Genomic DNA, 15628 nt, shown 5'->3' with positions numbered 1-15628 from the left:
CAAAAATGGTAAAATTTGATAAAAACACCTCCTTAATATGGGTTTTTAATACGCAAGCCCTCAAAAACAAATACAATTCACAAGAAAAGGCTGAAATAATCTCAAAAACCTTATTAAATAAGGATAAATTTATTGAAATATATTTATTTTTCGCCAATTGCATATGCTAAAATAACAATATTAAAATCATATTGTCAATAAAAACAATGAAATTTTATTATTTTTTTTAAAAAAGCGTAATAAAAATGAAAAAATGGATTGTTTTGCCGGGATAGCACCGAAAAAATAATGGCCTCACGTTAATAAAATACCTTATTTTTAATAAAAGGGAATATAATTTCGATTTTGATGAACTTTTAAAAGGAATCTAAAGAAAATTTAGAGTTATTTCAATCCTCAAACAAAGAAAGCTGATCTGATTGCGCTTTTACCTTAACTTCTGCCGGCAAAAAATTAGAAACAGTAATACCAAGTAGCCTGATGCGGCTATTTTCAATATCGGTAGTTGCCAGCAGCGTTTTTGATATATTTAAAATGGTGCCCATATCATTCACACAATTAGGCAGCGACTGGCTGCGGGTTATCTGCCTAAAATCGCTGTACTTTATTTTAAGGGTAATGGTACGGCCTTTTAACTGGTAACGCAAAAGACGGTCGTGTACGGTTTTGGCTATTTTTTCTAATTCGGCGTGCATCTCATCGGCGCCGGTAAGGTCATAAGCAAAGGTATCCTCGGCGCCCATAGATTTTGTTTCGCGATGGGGCTGCACTTCGCGGTCGTCAATACCACGCACTATGTTATAATAAAAACCACCTGCTTTACCAAAGCGGTTTATCATTTCATCCCGGCTAAGTTTTTTCAGATCGGCTCCGGTAAATAGTCCCTGCTTTTTCATTTTATCGGCAGTAACTTTACCCACGCCGTAAAACTTCTCAACCGGCAGGTTCTCCATAAAGGTTTCAATAGATGATGGTCCAATAAAAGTTAAACCATCCGGCTTTTTAATATCCGACGCGATCTTGGCCACAAATTTATTGACAGATACCCCGGCTGATGCAGTAAGATTAAGTTCGTCCTTAATAGCCTGCTTTATTTGCTGCGCTATCTCAATAGCCGAACCTATATCCCGTTTATCATCAGTAACATCAAGGTAGGCTTCATCTAACGACAGGGGCTCTATCAGATCGGTATACCGCCCAAATATCTCCCTTATCTTTTGTGACACTTCTTTATATGCCGCAAACCTTGGCCTTACAAATATGGCATGCGGGCAAAGCTGCAGCGCCTGTTTGGATGACATAGCCGAGCGAATGCCGAATTTGCGCGCCTCATAACTGGCGGTAGCAACAACACCGCCACGCCCTTCGGGCAGGCCGCCAACCACCAGGGGCAAGCCCCGGTATTCGGGAAAATCGCGCTGCTCAACAGATGCGTAAAATGCGTCCATATCAATATGGATTATTTTGCGCTTTACCTGTTTATCCTTTTCTTCCACTTGTAACAATCTAACGAATATTAAAACTATTTATTTAAATTACCTTTGGCAAAATTAGTTTCATCCGCAGGTATATATTATCATGTCATCCCACCATATTGTACGCGAAAAACAGGAACCGGCGCTGCTGCTGCTAAATCTCAATAATTTTTCGGAAGAATTACTGGGCCAGTTACTGGAGTGGAGCCCCACAGTTATCACTACTCCATTAGTTGCCGAGCAAATAAACGCATACGAAATAAAGATAGACATCATTATTGCTGATGCACTTGACGAGGAAATACAATCCGACGTTAAGCAGATCCCACAAAACGGCACTTCGCAAACTGAGGCTGCCTTAAAATATCTTATCCAAAACGACTACAAAGCCGTTAACGTGGTAGCCGAGACCGTAGACCTGGCAGATTTTACAGCATTTGCCCCTCTTATAAACATTGTAATATACAGCGGCAATCAAAAAATTTACGCGGTAAATTCAGGCTTTAGCAAATGGAAGCCCGCCGGCGAGAATTTCCAGATCCTTTCTGTACATTTAAACTTGCAAACCAGCGGGTTAAATAATATTGGCAGCAACAAATTTGTTACGATCAATGATGGTTTTATAAGCCTCAGATTTGATAATGAGTTGCTTTTTATATCGGAAGATATTTAATTAGGATACACGCCTGACAAACAGTGCAATTAAAGGCGCGTTTTTTGTTAAATAATTTAATATCAATTAAACCGTTGGTATATTTCTTAGTCATATACATACACCAGCAATAATACGCCGGTCAATTATAAATTTCAAGATGAAAACAGGATATAAAAAATTAGTAACTATAGCCCTAAGCGGAATGTTGTTCCTGGGTATGGGCTTATCTGCCAACGCGCAACACAGCAGAGGTGGTGGCGGTGGCGGCCGTCCATCAGGTGGTGGCGGCGGTGGTGGCGGCTTTAGCCGTCCATCAGGTGGCGGTGGTGGTGGCTTTAGTCGTCCATCAGGCGGCGGGTTTAGCAGGCCCTCTTCACCTTCACCCAGTGTAGGCATGAGCCGTCCATCGGGTGGTTTTAGCCGCCCTAACTCAAGCGGTGTAGGTATAAGCAGGCCTTCAGGTGGCTTTAACCGCCCTAATAGTGTTGGGGCTATACCGGGTAGCAGGGGTTCATTCGGCGGTAGCCGTACCAATGCCTATAACGGCAATGTTGGTGTTAATGGTCGCCCGTCAATGGGCAACTACAATCGTGGCACGTACGGCCGTGGTGCTTACCGTGGCGGCAACTATGGCCGTTATGGGTACGGTTATAACAGGGGTGGCTATTATAGCCCTCGTTATTTTAACCGTGGCTATTATAACTACCGTGGTTATTACAACTCTTATTACGCGCCGCGTATCGGCTTTAGCATAGGCGTATTACCTTTTGGTTATTATCCCTTTTATTGGGGCAATTACCAATATTACTACAGTGATGGCTTATACTACCAGTATAATGATAACCAATATACAGTAGTTGAACCACCGGTTGGCGCAGCAGTAAACGCGTTGCCTTCAAAAGCACAAGCTATTACTATTAATGGCGAGCAGTATTACGAATCGAACGGTGTTTATTACCGTGCGGTAACTAAAGATGATGGCACCGTAGTATACGAAGTAGCCGGTAAAGATGGCGAACTGAACACAGGCGATGGCAGCGGAGACGGACAGGAATACGACCAGCCTTACCAGATAGGTGATGTTTTAACCACTTTACCACAGGATAGCCGTAAAATAAAAGTGAACGGTGAAAAATTATATGTTGCGCCCGATGGCACCTATTTCCAGGAAACACGCGACAGTAATAACAACAAAGTTTACAAGGTAGTAGGTTTATCAACAGACGAACCTGACGACGATACAAATAATTAATATTTATTTAATAATTATAAAAAGGTGGATGCTGAAAAGCACCCACCTTTTTTTTGTGCGCTAAACTTTAAACCAATTGTTATAAAAGTATTAGTGTGGCTTACCATAGTTGCGTAATTTTATGCTGATCTGTTACCTATGAAAAAATCTCTGTTCGCCACCTTACTTGCAATACTGGCTATTACCGTATCAGGCAAAGCATCACCACAAATAAAATTCTTTACAGCGGATAACAGGCATTTTGTTTACACCGGCCGGGTTGATTTCACGGATCCACAAAAACCAAAATTTTGGTCGCCGGGGGTATATATTACAACGCGGTTTAAAGGCCCTACCTGCGAATTGCTTATAAATGATGAAGAAATGTATGGCAAAACGCATAACTACATCCAAGTGGTAATAGACGGTAAACCAACGCGCATACAAACCACCGGCAAAACCAATAACATTCAAATAGCAAAGGGATTATTCAACGGCATCCATACGCTGCTTATTTGCAAGGATACAGAATCGGGCATGGGGTACCTGGAGTTTGTGGGCCTGCGATGCGAAAAGCTCTTGATGCCCCATCAGCCTAAACGCATGATAGAATACGTTGGCGATTCTATTACTGCCGGGGCCGGTGTTGATGCCTCAGACGTGCCTTGTGGCAAAGGCCAATGGTACGACCAGCATAACGCCTACCTTACTTATGGCGCGCGTACCTCGCGGGCATTGAATGCCAAATGGCAGTTAACCGCGGTTGCAGGTATTGGCCTGGTACACAGTTGCTGCGATATGAAGATCCTGCTGCCCCAGGTTTATGATAAGATTTATCTGCGTAACGACTTGATCAAATACAATTTTAAACAATATCAGCCCGATGTGGTAACTATTTGCCTGGGCCAAAATGATGGCCCGCAGGATTCTGTTAAATTTTGCAGCGAATATGTACGATTAATTGCTACCATACGCAGTAAGTATGCAAACGCAAGTATCATTTGTTTATCAAGCCCTATGGCCAATCAGCAACTCACCACAGTACTTCAACGCTACCTTACGGGTATTGTACAAATAGTAAATAAACAAGGAGATAAGAAGGTGAGCAAATTCTTTTTCAGCAGGAGTTTTAACAGCGGCTGCGACAACCACCCCGATGCTAATGAACACGCTATTATTGCACAAGAACTTACAGCCTACATCAAAACCTTAAAGGGCTGGTAACCTAATTATAGGTATCGAAAGATATTTACCCCTCTTAATTCAGACCCTTATCAGGCGAATACACATCCATAAATACGTATAAGACGGTATTTTTACACCCTTAATAAAGTATTATTTTTATTTGGTGTATATTTAGTTGTGTCACATTATCCTAAATACACACTGTTAATACCCTAACCTTATGCAAGCTGTAAAAAACATTTTTATTGTAGATGACCACCAAATGGTGATTGACGGACTTAGGCTGATAATTGATACGATTGAAGGGTTTGATATTGTTGGCGAAAGTACCAGCGCCCTGCAGGCACTTGATGTACTGGCCACTGTAAATACGGATATATTGCTGACAGATGTAAGCATGCCCGAAATGAGCGGTATTGAACTTACCCGCCTTGTGAAAAAAAAACACCCCCATATCAAAGTCATCGCCTTGTCTATGTTCAGCGAAAGCCAGGTAGTTGCCGAAATGATCGACGCGGGAATATCTGGCTATATCCTTAAAAACACAGGCAAACAGGAGCTGATAGAGGCCCTGAACAAAGTTGCATCAGGCCAGAATTACTTTGGGCAGGACATTACCCTGCAACTCATGAAATCGTTTAAACGCAACCAGGACGAATCATCGCGCCTTACCGACCGCGAGATAGAGATCATCAGGATGATTGAACAGGATTTTGGTAATAAACAAATTGCCGATATGCTTTTTATTAGCGAACGCACTGTAGAAACTCATCGCAAAAACATTCTCCGTAAAACCAATACCCAAACTGTTGTTGGCCTGCTTAAATATGCTTACGAACGTAAGATCATCTAAAACTCCTATTCATCCATTCCCCATAATGCCACTTTTGCGGTTAGTACGTAGATAAATATGCCCTTTTCACGCGATTGTACCAAACTGACGCTTTAAGCAACTTTGTTTTAAATAAACAAAACACTTAAACAGTAAAACGATGAAAAGAATTAAAGGGGCATTTATAATAACAATGCTAATTGCCGTAACAGGCATCTCATGCAAAAAGGACGATTCAAAAAAAGAGGAAAATGTTGCGGGCGCAGCTACCGTTACTGCAAGCAATTACGGGTTCGACGGCACGGCAGGCGCATCATTTAAAAGTACCAAAGCCGGTATTGTACAGGTAGGTACAGTTTGGACACTGAGCGCAATTAAGGATGGCAGCAACGAGTCGATATCTATTGTACTGGGAAATGTAACAGCAACCGGCACCTATAAATTAGACCAGGGCAACAATGAAGGCAATGGCGCCATTATGCTAAAAGATTATAAAACCGCAACAGGCGAGGGCGCATACAGTACAGACTTACCTGCAACAGGCGGCATGACAGGCGGTGGCGAGGTTAAGATAACCAAACTAACTGCTACCGAGGCCGAGGGTGAATTTTACATAGTGGCACATAACAGTGCAGGCAAAGAGGCATTTGTTGAACAAGGTAAATTCACAGGGACTTTAAATAAGAGATAACATCAGCTAAATCTCAACAAAAAAGCGGCACCTGTATGGGCGCCGCTTTTTTATTATTTACTGTGCGCGAAAAGCCAGGGTATAAGCTGTGGTTCTGCAAAGGCATCGTCCCAACTGTTATGATCATCATTAGGGTAAATAGTGAATTTAGGGTCGGCGCCTGCTGCTTTCAAAGCATCAACCACCACCTGCGAATGATCAAACGGCACTACGCTATCCTTTTGGCCGTGAAAGATCCACAAAGGCACCTTTTTTGCATACTTAGTAACATTGTTAGTGTTATCGCCGCCGCAAATGGCAAAGGCTGCTGCAAAAGTATTGGGCTTGCGGCGTAATATTTCAAACGTACCCATGCCACCCATTGAAAGGCCGCCAATGTAAACCTGCTTTTTATTCACAAAGGGTTTATCAAGCATTTGGTCAACCAGGCCAAGCAAAGCATGCATAGCTGTAGTAGGCTCGCCGCCCTCCTGGAAATTAAAGATAAATTTTCCGGCTGCGTTTTGCTCTATTTTAACGTTTGCCCAAAAACTGTTATTAGGGCATTGCGGAAAAACCACTATTGCGGGATAATTTTGGCGGATAGTATCGTTCAGGAACAATTTTGGGCCATATTTAAGCTGCGCTTCGTTATCATTACCACGTTCGCCTGCGCCATGCAGTACCATGATCAATGGATATTTTTTTGATGGGTCGAACTTTTTAGGAAATAAAATACGGTAGGCCAACGTATCGGTTTTATTGATGTACGAGCCCCTATCAAACGCGGAATTGGTTTGCGCCTGTACTAAAAAAGGCAATGCCAGGTACATGATACCCAGCATTGCCAATATTCTTACTTTTTTGATCGTCATGTGTTATAAGTTTAATTTGGTAAAACTACTTAACGTAAATTAACGCCTTTCAATTCACTTCATTAAATTTATTTTCCGGGATCGGTACTATCGTTACATCCAACCCCTACACTTCAGTCTATTTCTTCGCGATAGCGGGGCTCTGAAAATCAAGCTTTTTTAACCCGTTTTGTACTTCGGGTGCGCTCATAAACAATTTCCAGAGCAGGCCGCTCCTGTAGTTCTCTATCATTACCACAATTGGCCCCTGGTCAATAGCCAGGTATGATTTAGCGTACCAATCGTGCGATTCGCTAAAGGCATCGGTAAAACCATATTCGCCCCATATCTTATCGCCCAGGTCGTAATAAAAGTGGCGCAGCGCTTTCATTGAATATTCTGGTGTATACGGAAACGCTGATAAAGCGGCGGTTGGCGTTATAACCCCCAGGTCGTTATCCGGCGAATGGGCGTTATAACCTTCGTAGTTATCGCTGGCGGTTAAGCCCCATGAGTTTTCGCCGTAACCTTTAAACTTTTTAGGGTTATCAACACAATAAGCATGGTTAATTAGGGTGTGGTTAAGGTTTTGTTCCCAATAATCGGCATAGCGGTCTTTTAGCCCCTTAGGATTTAAGCCCAGGAATGAATATTGCGAGAAGAACAGCGGGCCACCATACGGGAAACCCAGCGGTAACTTATAGCCATAGTAAGTATGGCCATTTTTAAAAAAGTCGCTTTGTGCCCAGCCCCGGTGGTATACATCGGCACTAACCGGGTAGCGGTCGGCAGATGCGGCAAGTATGTAGGTGATCAGGCACTCGTTAAATCCTCTGATAGGGAAATTCATGGCCCAGCCGTTATTTGGGCTCCAGTGCCAGTACAGGTTGTCGCGGCCATCGCGGGTGTACCAGTTCCACTCTACCTCGCCCCATATCCAACTGATCACATCGCGTATGCGGCGTTCTTTTGGTGTATCGGCGGTATAGTATTGTTTGGCACATATTAGGCCTTGCAGCAGGTATGCCGTCTCCACCAGGTCGCCGCCATCATCCTTGCGGCCAAAGCGGATGGTTTTGCCAGTTTCGCCGTTTAGCCAATGCGGAAACACACCGTGGTAAGCATCGGCCTTAAACAGGAAATCAACAATTTTAACCATCCTGTCCACAGATTGCTCATGCGTTATGAATTTGCGGTGATCGGCAGCTATCATGGCCATAATGCCAAAGCCCGAACCACCTGTGGTTACCACTTCATCACCATAATCAAATGATTTATTGCTGCGCTCGCGGGCAAGGCCGCTAACAGGGTGCCCAAAATCCCAAAAGTAACGGAATGTTTGGCGCTGCACCACATCCAAAAGGGCGCTGTCGCTTAGGTTTTTGATGATGCCTACCGGTTTTATGCCATCAGCGGCTTTAGCCGTTTTTTGCGCCATGCAGTAAGCAGATGCTATTGACATAATGGCACAGAGTAATATTTTTTTCATGAGTGTGGTTATATGATAATTAAAAGTCAAGCGGCACCTTACTTAAGGTGTTTTTATAATGATGGCCCTGTAAAGCCCAGTCCCTTCATGCCTGTTTTTATTTCAGGGCAGCTCATAAACAAATTCCAAAGCAGGCCGCTCCTGTAATTCTCTATCATTACCACAATTGGCCCCTGATCAATAGCCAGGTATGAATTGGCAAACCATGGATTGTTCAAGTTATATGCGTCATAAAAACCATAGGGCCCCCACATTTTGTCGCCCAATTTATAATACATGAACTTTAACGCCGCCATTGATTGCGTTGGCGTATAAGGCATTGATGATATAGCCGCTGTAGGTGCAATTACCCCAACATCATTTGTTGGCGAACTTGCGGTATAGCCGCCTTCAATATCGCTTGCAGTTAAGCCCCAACTATCGGCACCGTAGCCATAATAGTTTTTGGGGTTTGCAACACAGTAATTATAATTAATTTGAGCGTGCGCTTTGTTTTGGTCTTCATAATTTGCGTAAGCATCGGCCAAACCAGTAGGGTTAATACCCAAAAACGAGTAATGCGCGAAAAATAACGGGCCACCTTGTGCCGGGCCTAAAGGCAATTTTACCCCGTAATAGGTTGCACCATTTTTCATACTGCCATTACCCGCCCAGCCATTATCATAAACAATTTTAGGTATACTGTGCGTGGTTGATGAGGCCGCTAATACATACGCTATCAAACCCTCGTTCCAGCCGCTAATTTTCATGTTGATAGCCCAGCCGTTGCTTGGGCTCCAGTGCCAGTAAAGTACATTTTGGTTGCCTTGCCTAAACCAGTCCCACTCCACATTATTATAAAGGGTTGTTATATCGGCCCTCAAGGCAGTTTCATCAGCACCAGCGCCGTTAAAATACTGGCGTGCGGTTAATAGCCCTTCCATCAGGAATGATGTTTCGATCAGGTCGGCACCGTTATCCTGCGCGCTAAATGGCTGTACGGCACCTGATGTACCATTTAACCAATGCGGGAATGCTCCATGAAATGTAACAGCTTTGTTTTTTAAGAAACCTACAATTTTCTGCAGGCGTGCAAGGCCTTCGGCACGAGTTATAAAGTTGCGGTTAACGCCAACTACCATAGCCATAATACCAAAACCCGAACCGCCTGTAGTTACCACATCGCCTGATGTATTACGCTCTAAAGCCAGTCCACTTACCGGATGTCCAAAATCATAAAAGTATTTCAAAGTTTGTTTCTGCACCAGGTCAAGCAGTTGGTTGTCTGATATAGCGGTGAACTTATCTGTCGAATCTATACCGGTAGTCAGGTTAATGGTTAATGCCGATTGCAGGTTGCCATTATCTGTTGATTTAAGGCCGGTGGTTACATCAACTGTGTATTTGGAAATAACAGCCAGCGTAGGTTTAATTACAATAGTGTTATCGTTATCTTCGTATGTAGTAGTATAGTTTACTTTGGCACCGGCTTTATCCTTAATAAGAATGGCAGTGCCAACAGATGCTTTGCTAAGTGCTTTTGAAAAACTGATTTTAATAACCGGGGTTTTATTTATGTTGGTGTAATTAAACCCATTGTTAAGCCCGTTCACTTTTAGCGCATTAAAACTAAATGATGCAGGCGGGGTAACAGGTGGGGTAACCGGGGTTGGCGTGGTGCCGCTTTTGCTACAGGCAAAAAACAACGTAAATAAACCCAGCGTGGCAAAAATCTTTAAATCTTTCATCAACAATATTATTTGAGCAAGCAAATACCTGCAAACTAAATTTCAAAAAAAGAGGCTGCCCGGCATACGCCAGGCAACCTCATACTCAATCAAATGTTTACTTTCCGCGACCTTCGAGTTTGGCAATAGAGCCAACTTCTATGTCGGATAACGCTTTGTTATAAATTCTTACTTCATCTAATTTACCAGGCATAAAACTTGCCCAACCTTCAGCGCCATGGCTTGATGTTTGGCTGGGAGTGGTCATGAATTGTGGTGCGCCAAAAACAATATTACCCTGGTCTTTAAAATTTAAAGGGCCTGTTACACCCGGGAACGCACCGCTAAAAATCCTTGAACCGTTTACATAAATTTTGCAATTTGATGTGGTAGCATCGTAAGAAAACGCAATGTTTACAAATTTATTGAACAGGTTTTTTACGCCATTTACTTCCAGTGCCTTGTCATCGGTTCCGTTAAATAAATGGAAACGTAATAATCCATTATCATTTGTACTTCCGTTTTCAAAGAAAAACTCAATATTACCCCAAAAGCCCGTTTTATTAGCAAGCGAGAATATAGGTATAATACCCACTGATGGCGGCGGTGTGTTTATCCATTCGGTAAGGGTAAAACTTTTAAGATTAGTTACATCCGATGATGGAGCAGTTATTACGTAACTATTTAAAGCACCTTGCATTGCATCGCGTTTAATACCAGTGGCAAAGGTAGTTCCTGTTGCGGTGCCCGAGGTGTTTGATACGCTATCAACCAGGCCTCCGTCAAAAGCCCAATAGGCAACTAAGTTTTCTTTGGCAACCTGGCTTGCTGCTGTGTAGCCATTAATATCTAAGGCAGGCGCATAAGTTGCCGGGTCAAACTTTTTTTGGCATGATGAAAGGCCTGCACTAACAAGTGCAGCCATCAATATATATAGATTTGGTTTTCTCATAACATTAAGTATTAATAATAATTAATTATAACCTGGATTTTGGATTAATACACCTGCCGACAGGTCGATCTCATTTTGAGGGATTGGCCAAACTTCATTTTTGTTTGGTTTCCAGCCTTTAGGGCCAAATATGGTTTGTGCGCGGCCCTGGCGTATAACATCAAAATAACGGTCAAACTCCATGGCTAACTCTACCTGGCGCTCGTGCCATATGGCAGTACGCAGGGCAATTTGATCTGTAGTGGTTATTTTAGGTAAGATAGCGTTATTTCCACCACGTGCACGCGCCCTAACCAATTCCAGGTCGGCTAATGCTGTTGTCGGATCTCCGGTTTCATTAGCGGCTTCAGCATTCATTAATAATACTTCGGCATAGCGCAAAACTCTTACGTTTTGGTCCTCGCCCTGGTTTTGGATAAAAGGATAGCTTTTAGGAACATACGATTTTTGATTATACCTTGGGTTTGGCCCAGATATTTCAATAGCATCGCCCTGTGGGGTAGTTTCGCCTCTGAAGATGATAGTAGCGTCCATACGTGGGTCGCCAGGCTCAAATGCGGCAACTAATGCCTCTGTAGGCGTATTAAAGCCCCAACCCAGGTTAAGGTTACCCGGTACACCTTGTATTTGCGAATACTGGCTTGTTGCAGCACCTCCGCCTAAACTTTGGGCCTGTATTTCAAAAACCGATTCTGAATTATTCTCATTAGGTATCCTGAAGGATTCTTCAAAATTAGGGAACAAAGTATAACCAAGGCCTTTAACTGTATTGGTTAGGCTTAAAACCAAATCCCATTTTTTCTGATACATAGCAGCTTTTGCATGTAACGCTAATGCAGCACCTTTTGTAGCACGGCCAATATCATTTGAGCCGTAACTTTGTGGTAAAACTGCAGCAGCATCAGTTAAATCTGCTTCAATAGCTGCCCAAACATCTGCCTTAGGTGTGCGCGGAAGATTATATTCGCTGGCATCCTTCGGTAAATGTAAACGCAACGGCACATCGCCAAAAGCACGTACCAGCCTAAAGTATGCGTAAGCGCGTACAAATTTTGCTTCCGCTAAATAACGGTTTTTAAGACTCGCGTCCATAGAGATGTTGGGCACATTATCCAACACCTGGTTACATAGCTGTATGTCTTGATATTCACCGTTCCAAAAGTCCTGGATCTGGCCTTCTGTTGCAGTTACGGTAAAATTATCAAATGCATTCATGTATGAAGCATCTGCAGGTGTACTTCCTTTTTCAGCCTCATCAGACCCTAAGCTTTCAATTGCCATAGGGGCAAAAGCTGTGTTGTTCCATGCACGTAAGTTGGCATATATAGAGTTTACTGCTTTTGTAGCGTCATCCTGGGTTTTAAAGAATTCCTGGCTTGGCTGCTGCCCTTGTGGCGGCACATCAAGGAAGCTTTTTTTGCATCCCTGTGATACTACCAGCAGTGCTGCACACGTACTTAAAGTAAGTGTACTTTTAAAGTTTTTTATAAACATGACTTTAAATATTTTTAATTGTTAAAATGTAACATTTACACCGAAGTTATAAGTGGCATATAGCGGATATGCACCATTATCAATACCGGCATTTATACCCGGCTGATCGCCTTGTCCACCAATCTCAGGATTGAACCCTTTGTATGAGAAAGAATTGAATACGTTTTGCCCGCTGGCAAAAATCCTAACCCTTTTCATAAATATTTTTGATGCAACGGCAGATGGAAGCGTATAGCCTACTTGCAGGTTTCTTACCCTGAAATAAGCGCCGCTTTCTACAAAGAAAGTATTTGGCTTATAGTTATTACCACCACCTACGTTTGCTGATGGGTAGGTATTTGAAGTACCTTCGCCATGCCAGCGGTTGTCATAAAAATCTTTTGTATAATTTTCTGAACCGTAGCGTAGGCCTTTATTGGCGTTATAAACATCAACACCGGCAACACCCTGCAAATCAATTGTAAAGTCAAATGCTTTGTAGTTAAGGTTTGCGCTAAAGCCATACAGATACTTAGGGTTAGGGTTACCAATAGCGGTACGATCCTTCGCGTCAATAACTTTATCCCCATTAAGGTCTTTATATTTAAAATCGCCTGGTTTTGCATCCGGCTGTAATGAAGCGGCTACTTCTGCTGCATTTTGGAAAACGCCGTCAACAACTAAACCATAGTATTCGCCAATTGGCTGCCCTACAATTGTACGAGTGGCTAACTGGCCACCTGTTGCAGCTGCACCGCCTCCGTAAATTGGGTTGGCGCCCGTAACTGTTGATAACACCTTATTATTATTGATGCTAAAATTACCGCTTAAGTTATAGGTGAAATCGCTTGCAATGGTACCTCTCCAGCTGGCAGCAAATTCAAACCCCCTGTTGCGGAAAGTAGCCTGGTTACCAATAATAGTACCACCGCTTGTTCCTAATGAGCCTAAAACAGGTATAGCAAAAATGGCCTGCTCTGTTTTCTTTTCGTAATAATCAGCCTCAAATGTTAACCGATTGTTTAAGAAGGCCATCTCCAGGCCGAAATCTGTACCAACACCACGCTCCCAATAAGTAATTGGAGGAACGATCTGTGTAATGTTTGCGCCTGTTGCAGGTTGGCCGTTATAAATAGCTGTAAAGGCAGCAGAATTATTAACAACCAGAGTAGAAAGGTTGGCTGGTACAGATGCGTTACCAATTTTACCCCAGCTACCTCTGATCTTTAAATTATCAAATATGTGCTGATCCTTCATGAAATCCTCGTTGCTGATAACCCAGCCCGCGCCCACTGAAGGGAAATATCCCCAACGCTGGTTGCCAATAAATTTTGATGAACCATCCGCACGGAATGATGCATTTAACAGATACCTGTCTTTAAATGCGTAGTTAACCCTTCCAAAGTATGATTCATAGGTTGCTAATGACCCGCTATCATCAATTGTACGGGGGAAATTAGGATCTGTAGTGGTACTTCCTAAACCCAGGTAAAGGTCACCATCGCTTGTAAAAGGCACATTACGTGCTGATGCCGTAATATTGTATGATTTGTAGCGCTGTGATGACTGGCCAGCCAAAACAGTTAAGTGATGATCGCCAAAAGTTTTATCGAAGGTTAGGGTATTCTCCCATATCCAGTTCCTTACTTCGCCTCTTGACACATTAAGGGTACTGTTATCATTTAACTGAGTAGCTGTAGCTTTATAAGCCGGAACGTACCCTAATACCTCTGCCTGGCCAAATTCACCCCCAAAGCTGGTATGGAATGTTAAATAGTTTGTGAATTTGATATCAGCAAACATGTTACCTGTTATACGGTAACCATTAGAGCGCTGGTTAAAAAAGTCTAACTGGGCTTTAGGGTTATTGGTAGCCGTACCGATAGGGAAATCATTAGGATCACCGTAAGCACCGTCGTTGTAATAAACAGGCACTACAGGCGATGCGGTAAATGCTTTATAAATAACATCACCCGGTACATCCCTTGATTTGCTGCTTTGCAAAACAGCATTGTAACCTAATTTTAAAAATTTAGTGGCTTGCACATCCTGTTGTAAATGCGCGGTCATACGGTCATAGTTGTTACCGGTAACTACACCTTGTTGAGTTAAGTAACCTGCAGAAAAAGAGTAGGTAGACTTATCTGTGCTACCGCTAACGGTAATGTCGTGTTTCATGGTAAATGCGTCGCGCAGTACTACATTTAGCCAATCGGTGCCGGTGCCAAATTTTGATGGATCTGCAAACGTTTGCGGATCTGATGGAAACTGAATAGCGTTTAACTCATTAATTAAAGTTGCATATTCTGTAGCATTGGCCAACTTTGGTTGGTTGGTTACTTTTTGCCAGCCAGCGTAAGCGCTGTAATTAACAGTAGGCGCACCCTTGCCTTTTTTGGTAGTTACCAAAACTACGCCATTTGCCGCCCTTACACCGTAAATAGATTCACTCGACGCATCTTTTAGGATACTGATGTTTTCAACATCATTAGGGTTTAAAAAGCTAATATCATCAAACCATGCGCCGTCTACTACATAAAGCGGGTTGGCATTACCATATACAGTACCAAGGCCGCGGATCCTGATTTGCGGTGATGAGCCCGGGCCGCCTGCATTAGAAATCTGCACACCGGCAACTTTACCCTGTAATGAGCTTACAGCGTTTGTTGATGATTGCTTTGAGATATCTTCGCCTTTAACTGATGCTACCGAACCGGTAACGTCAAGTTTGCGCTGCGTACCATAGCCCACAACTACAACTTGCTGTAATTGGTTGCTGCTGCCTTGCATTTTAATATCAATTGCAGTACGGCCGTCTACAACAATGTCCTGTGTGGTATAACCTATATAGGATACCTGTAGTGTTGCATTAGTTGGTACGCTTAATGAGTAAGCGCCATTAACATCGGTTTGGGTACCGGTTGTTGTACCTTTTACAGCAACTGTTACGCCTATAAGCGCATCGCCATTGGCGCCGTCGGTAACTTTACCTTTAACGGTAATGTTTTGCGCAAATGCAGCAGTTGTGAAAAAAGTAAACAATAGCAGTAACCCCGAGATTGTATAAATTCTCTTCATAGTGGTTAATAATTTTTAAGTACTGGGT

At 42.9% G+C, this 15628-nt stretch carries 12 protein-coding genes; 5 read left to right on the top strand and 7 right to left on the bottom strand.

Annotated features, from left to right (window positions below):
- Nucleotides 1-389: 389 nt before the first annotated feature.
- Nucleotides 390-1496, bottom strand: a complete 1107-nt coding sequence (gene dinB, locus IDJ75_RS10350; RefSeq protein ID WP_191175544.1) for a DNA polymerase IV — start codon at nt 1494-1496, stop codon at nt 390-392.
- An 82-nt stretch (nt 1497-1578) separates the two neighbouring features.
- Here dinB and IDJ75_RS10345 point away from each other — a divergent pair, with 82 nt between their 5' ends.
- From IDJ75_RS10345 to IDJ75_RS10325, 5 genes are all read left to right on the top strand, one after another.
- Nucleotides 1579-2148, top strand: coding sequence for a thiamine pyrophosphokinase (locus tag IDJ75_RS10345; RefSeq protein WP_191175543.1), 570 nt, complete (start codon nt 1579-1581; stop codon nt 2146-2148).
- Between the two features lie 139 nt (nt 2149-2287).
- Complete coding sequence (locus tag IDJ75_RS10340) at nt 2288-3382, top strand: DUF6515 family protein (protein WP_191175542.1); 1095 nt, start codon at nt 2288-2290, stop codon at nt 3380-3382.
- Between the two features lie 138 nt (nt 3383-3520).
- Nucleotides 3521-4585, top strand: a complete 1065-nt coding sequence (locus IDJ75_RS10335; RefSeq protein WP_191175541.1) for an SGNH/GDSL hydrolase family protein — start codon at nt 3521-3523, stop codon at nt 4583-4585.
- A gap of 181 nt (nt 4586-4766) precedes the next feature.
- Nucleotides 4767-5399 (top strand): response regulator transcription factor, encoded by a 633-nt coding sequence (locus IDJ75_RS10330; RefSeq protein WP_191175540.1) that lies wholly within the window; start codon nt 4767-4769, stop codon nt 5397-5399.
- Nucleotides 5400-5538: 139 nt separating this feature from the next.
- Nucleotides 5539-6069 (top strand): hypothetical protein, encoded by a 531-nt coding sequence (locus IDJ75_RS10325; protein ID WP_191175539.1) that lies wholly within the window; start codon nt 5539-5541, stop codon nt 6067-6069.
- A 53-nt stretch (nt 6070-6122) separates the two neighbouring features.
- Here IDJ75_RS10325 and IDJ75_RS10320 read toward each other — a convergent pair whose 3' ends face one another.
- The 6 genes from IDJ75_RS10320 to IDJ75_RS10295 all read right to left on the bottom strand — a co-directional run bounded on the left by IDJ75_RS10320 (nt 6123) and on the right by IDJ75_RS10295 (nt 15600).
- A complete protein-coding gene (locus tag IDJ75_RS10320) occupies nt 6123-6923 on the bottom strand; it encodes a carboxylesterase family protein (RefSeq protein ID WP_191175538.1) in 801 nt (266 codons plus the stop codon).
- Between the two features lie 118 nt (nt 6924-7041).
- Entirely contained in the window at nt 7042-8391 is a 1350-nt protein-coding gene (locus tag IDJ75_RS10315) for a glucoamylase family protein (RefSeq protein WP_224746557.1), read from the bottom strand.
- A gap of 53 nt (nt 8392-8444) precedes the next feature.
- Nucleotides 8445-10118 carry a glucoamylase family protein gene (locus tag IDJ75_RS10310; RefSeq protein WP_191175537.1) on the bottom strand — a complete coding sequence of 558 codons (1674 nt, stop codon included), beginning with the start codon at nt 10116-10118 and terminating at the stop codon, nt 8445-8447.
- 97 nt (nt 10119-10215) lie between these two features.
- Nucleotides 10216-11049 carry a LamG domain-containing protein gene (locus IDJ75_RS10305; protein WP_191175536.1) on the bottom strand — a complete coding sequence of 278 codons (834 nt, stop codon included), beginning with the start codon at nt 11047-11049 and terminating at the stop codon, nt 10216-10218.
- A gap of 21 nt (nt 11050-11070) precedes the next feature.
- Nucleotides 11071-12543: a RagB/SusD family nutrient uptake outer membrane protein gene (locus tag IDJ75_RS10300; RefSeq protein ID WP_191175535.1), complete on the bottom strand. Its 1473-nt coding sequence runs from the start codon at nt 12541-12543 to the stop codon at nt 11071-11073.
- Between the two features lie 21 nt (nt 12544-12564).
- Entirely contained in the window at nt 12565-15600 is a 3036-nt protein-coding gene (locus IDJ75_RS10295; RefSeq protein ID WP_191175534.1) for a SusC/RagA family TonB-linked outer membrane protein, read from the bottom strand.
- Nucleotides 15601-15628 lie beyond the last annotated feature (28 nt).

Source organism: Mucilaginibacter rigui, assembly GCF_014773275.1.
GTDB lineage: Bacteria > Bacteroidota > Bacteroidia > Sphingobacteriales > Sphingobacteriaceae > Mucilaginibacter > Mucilaginibacter rigui_A.
The sequence above is the reverse complement of the archived record's forward strand: the minus strand, read 5'-3'. Positions and strand labels throughout refer to the sequence as shown.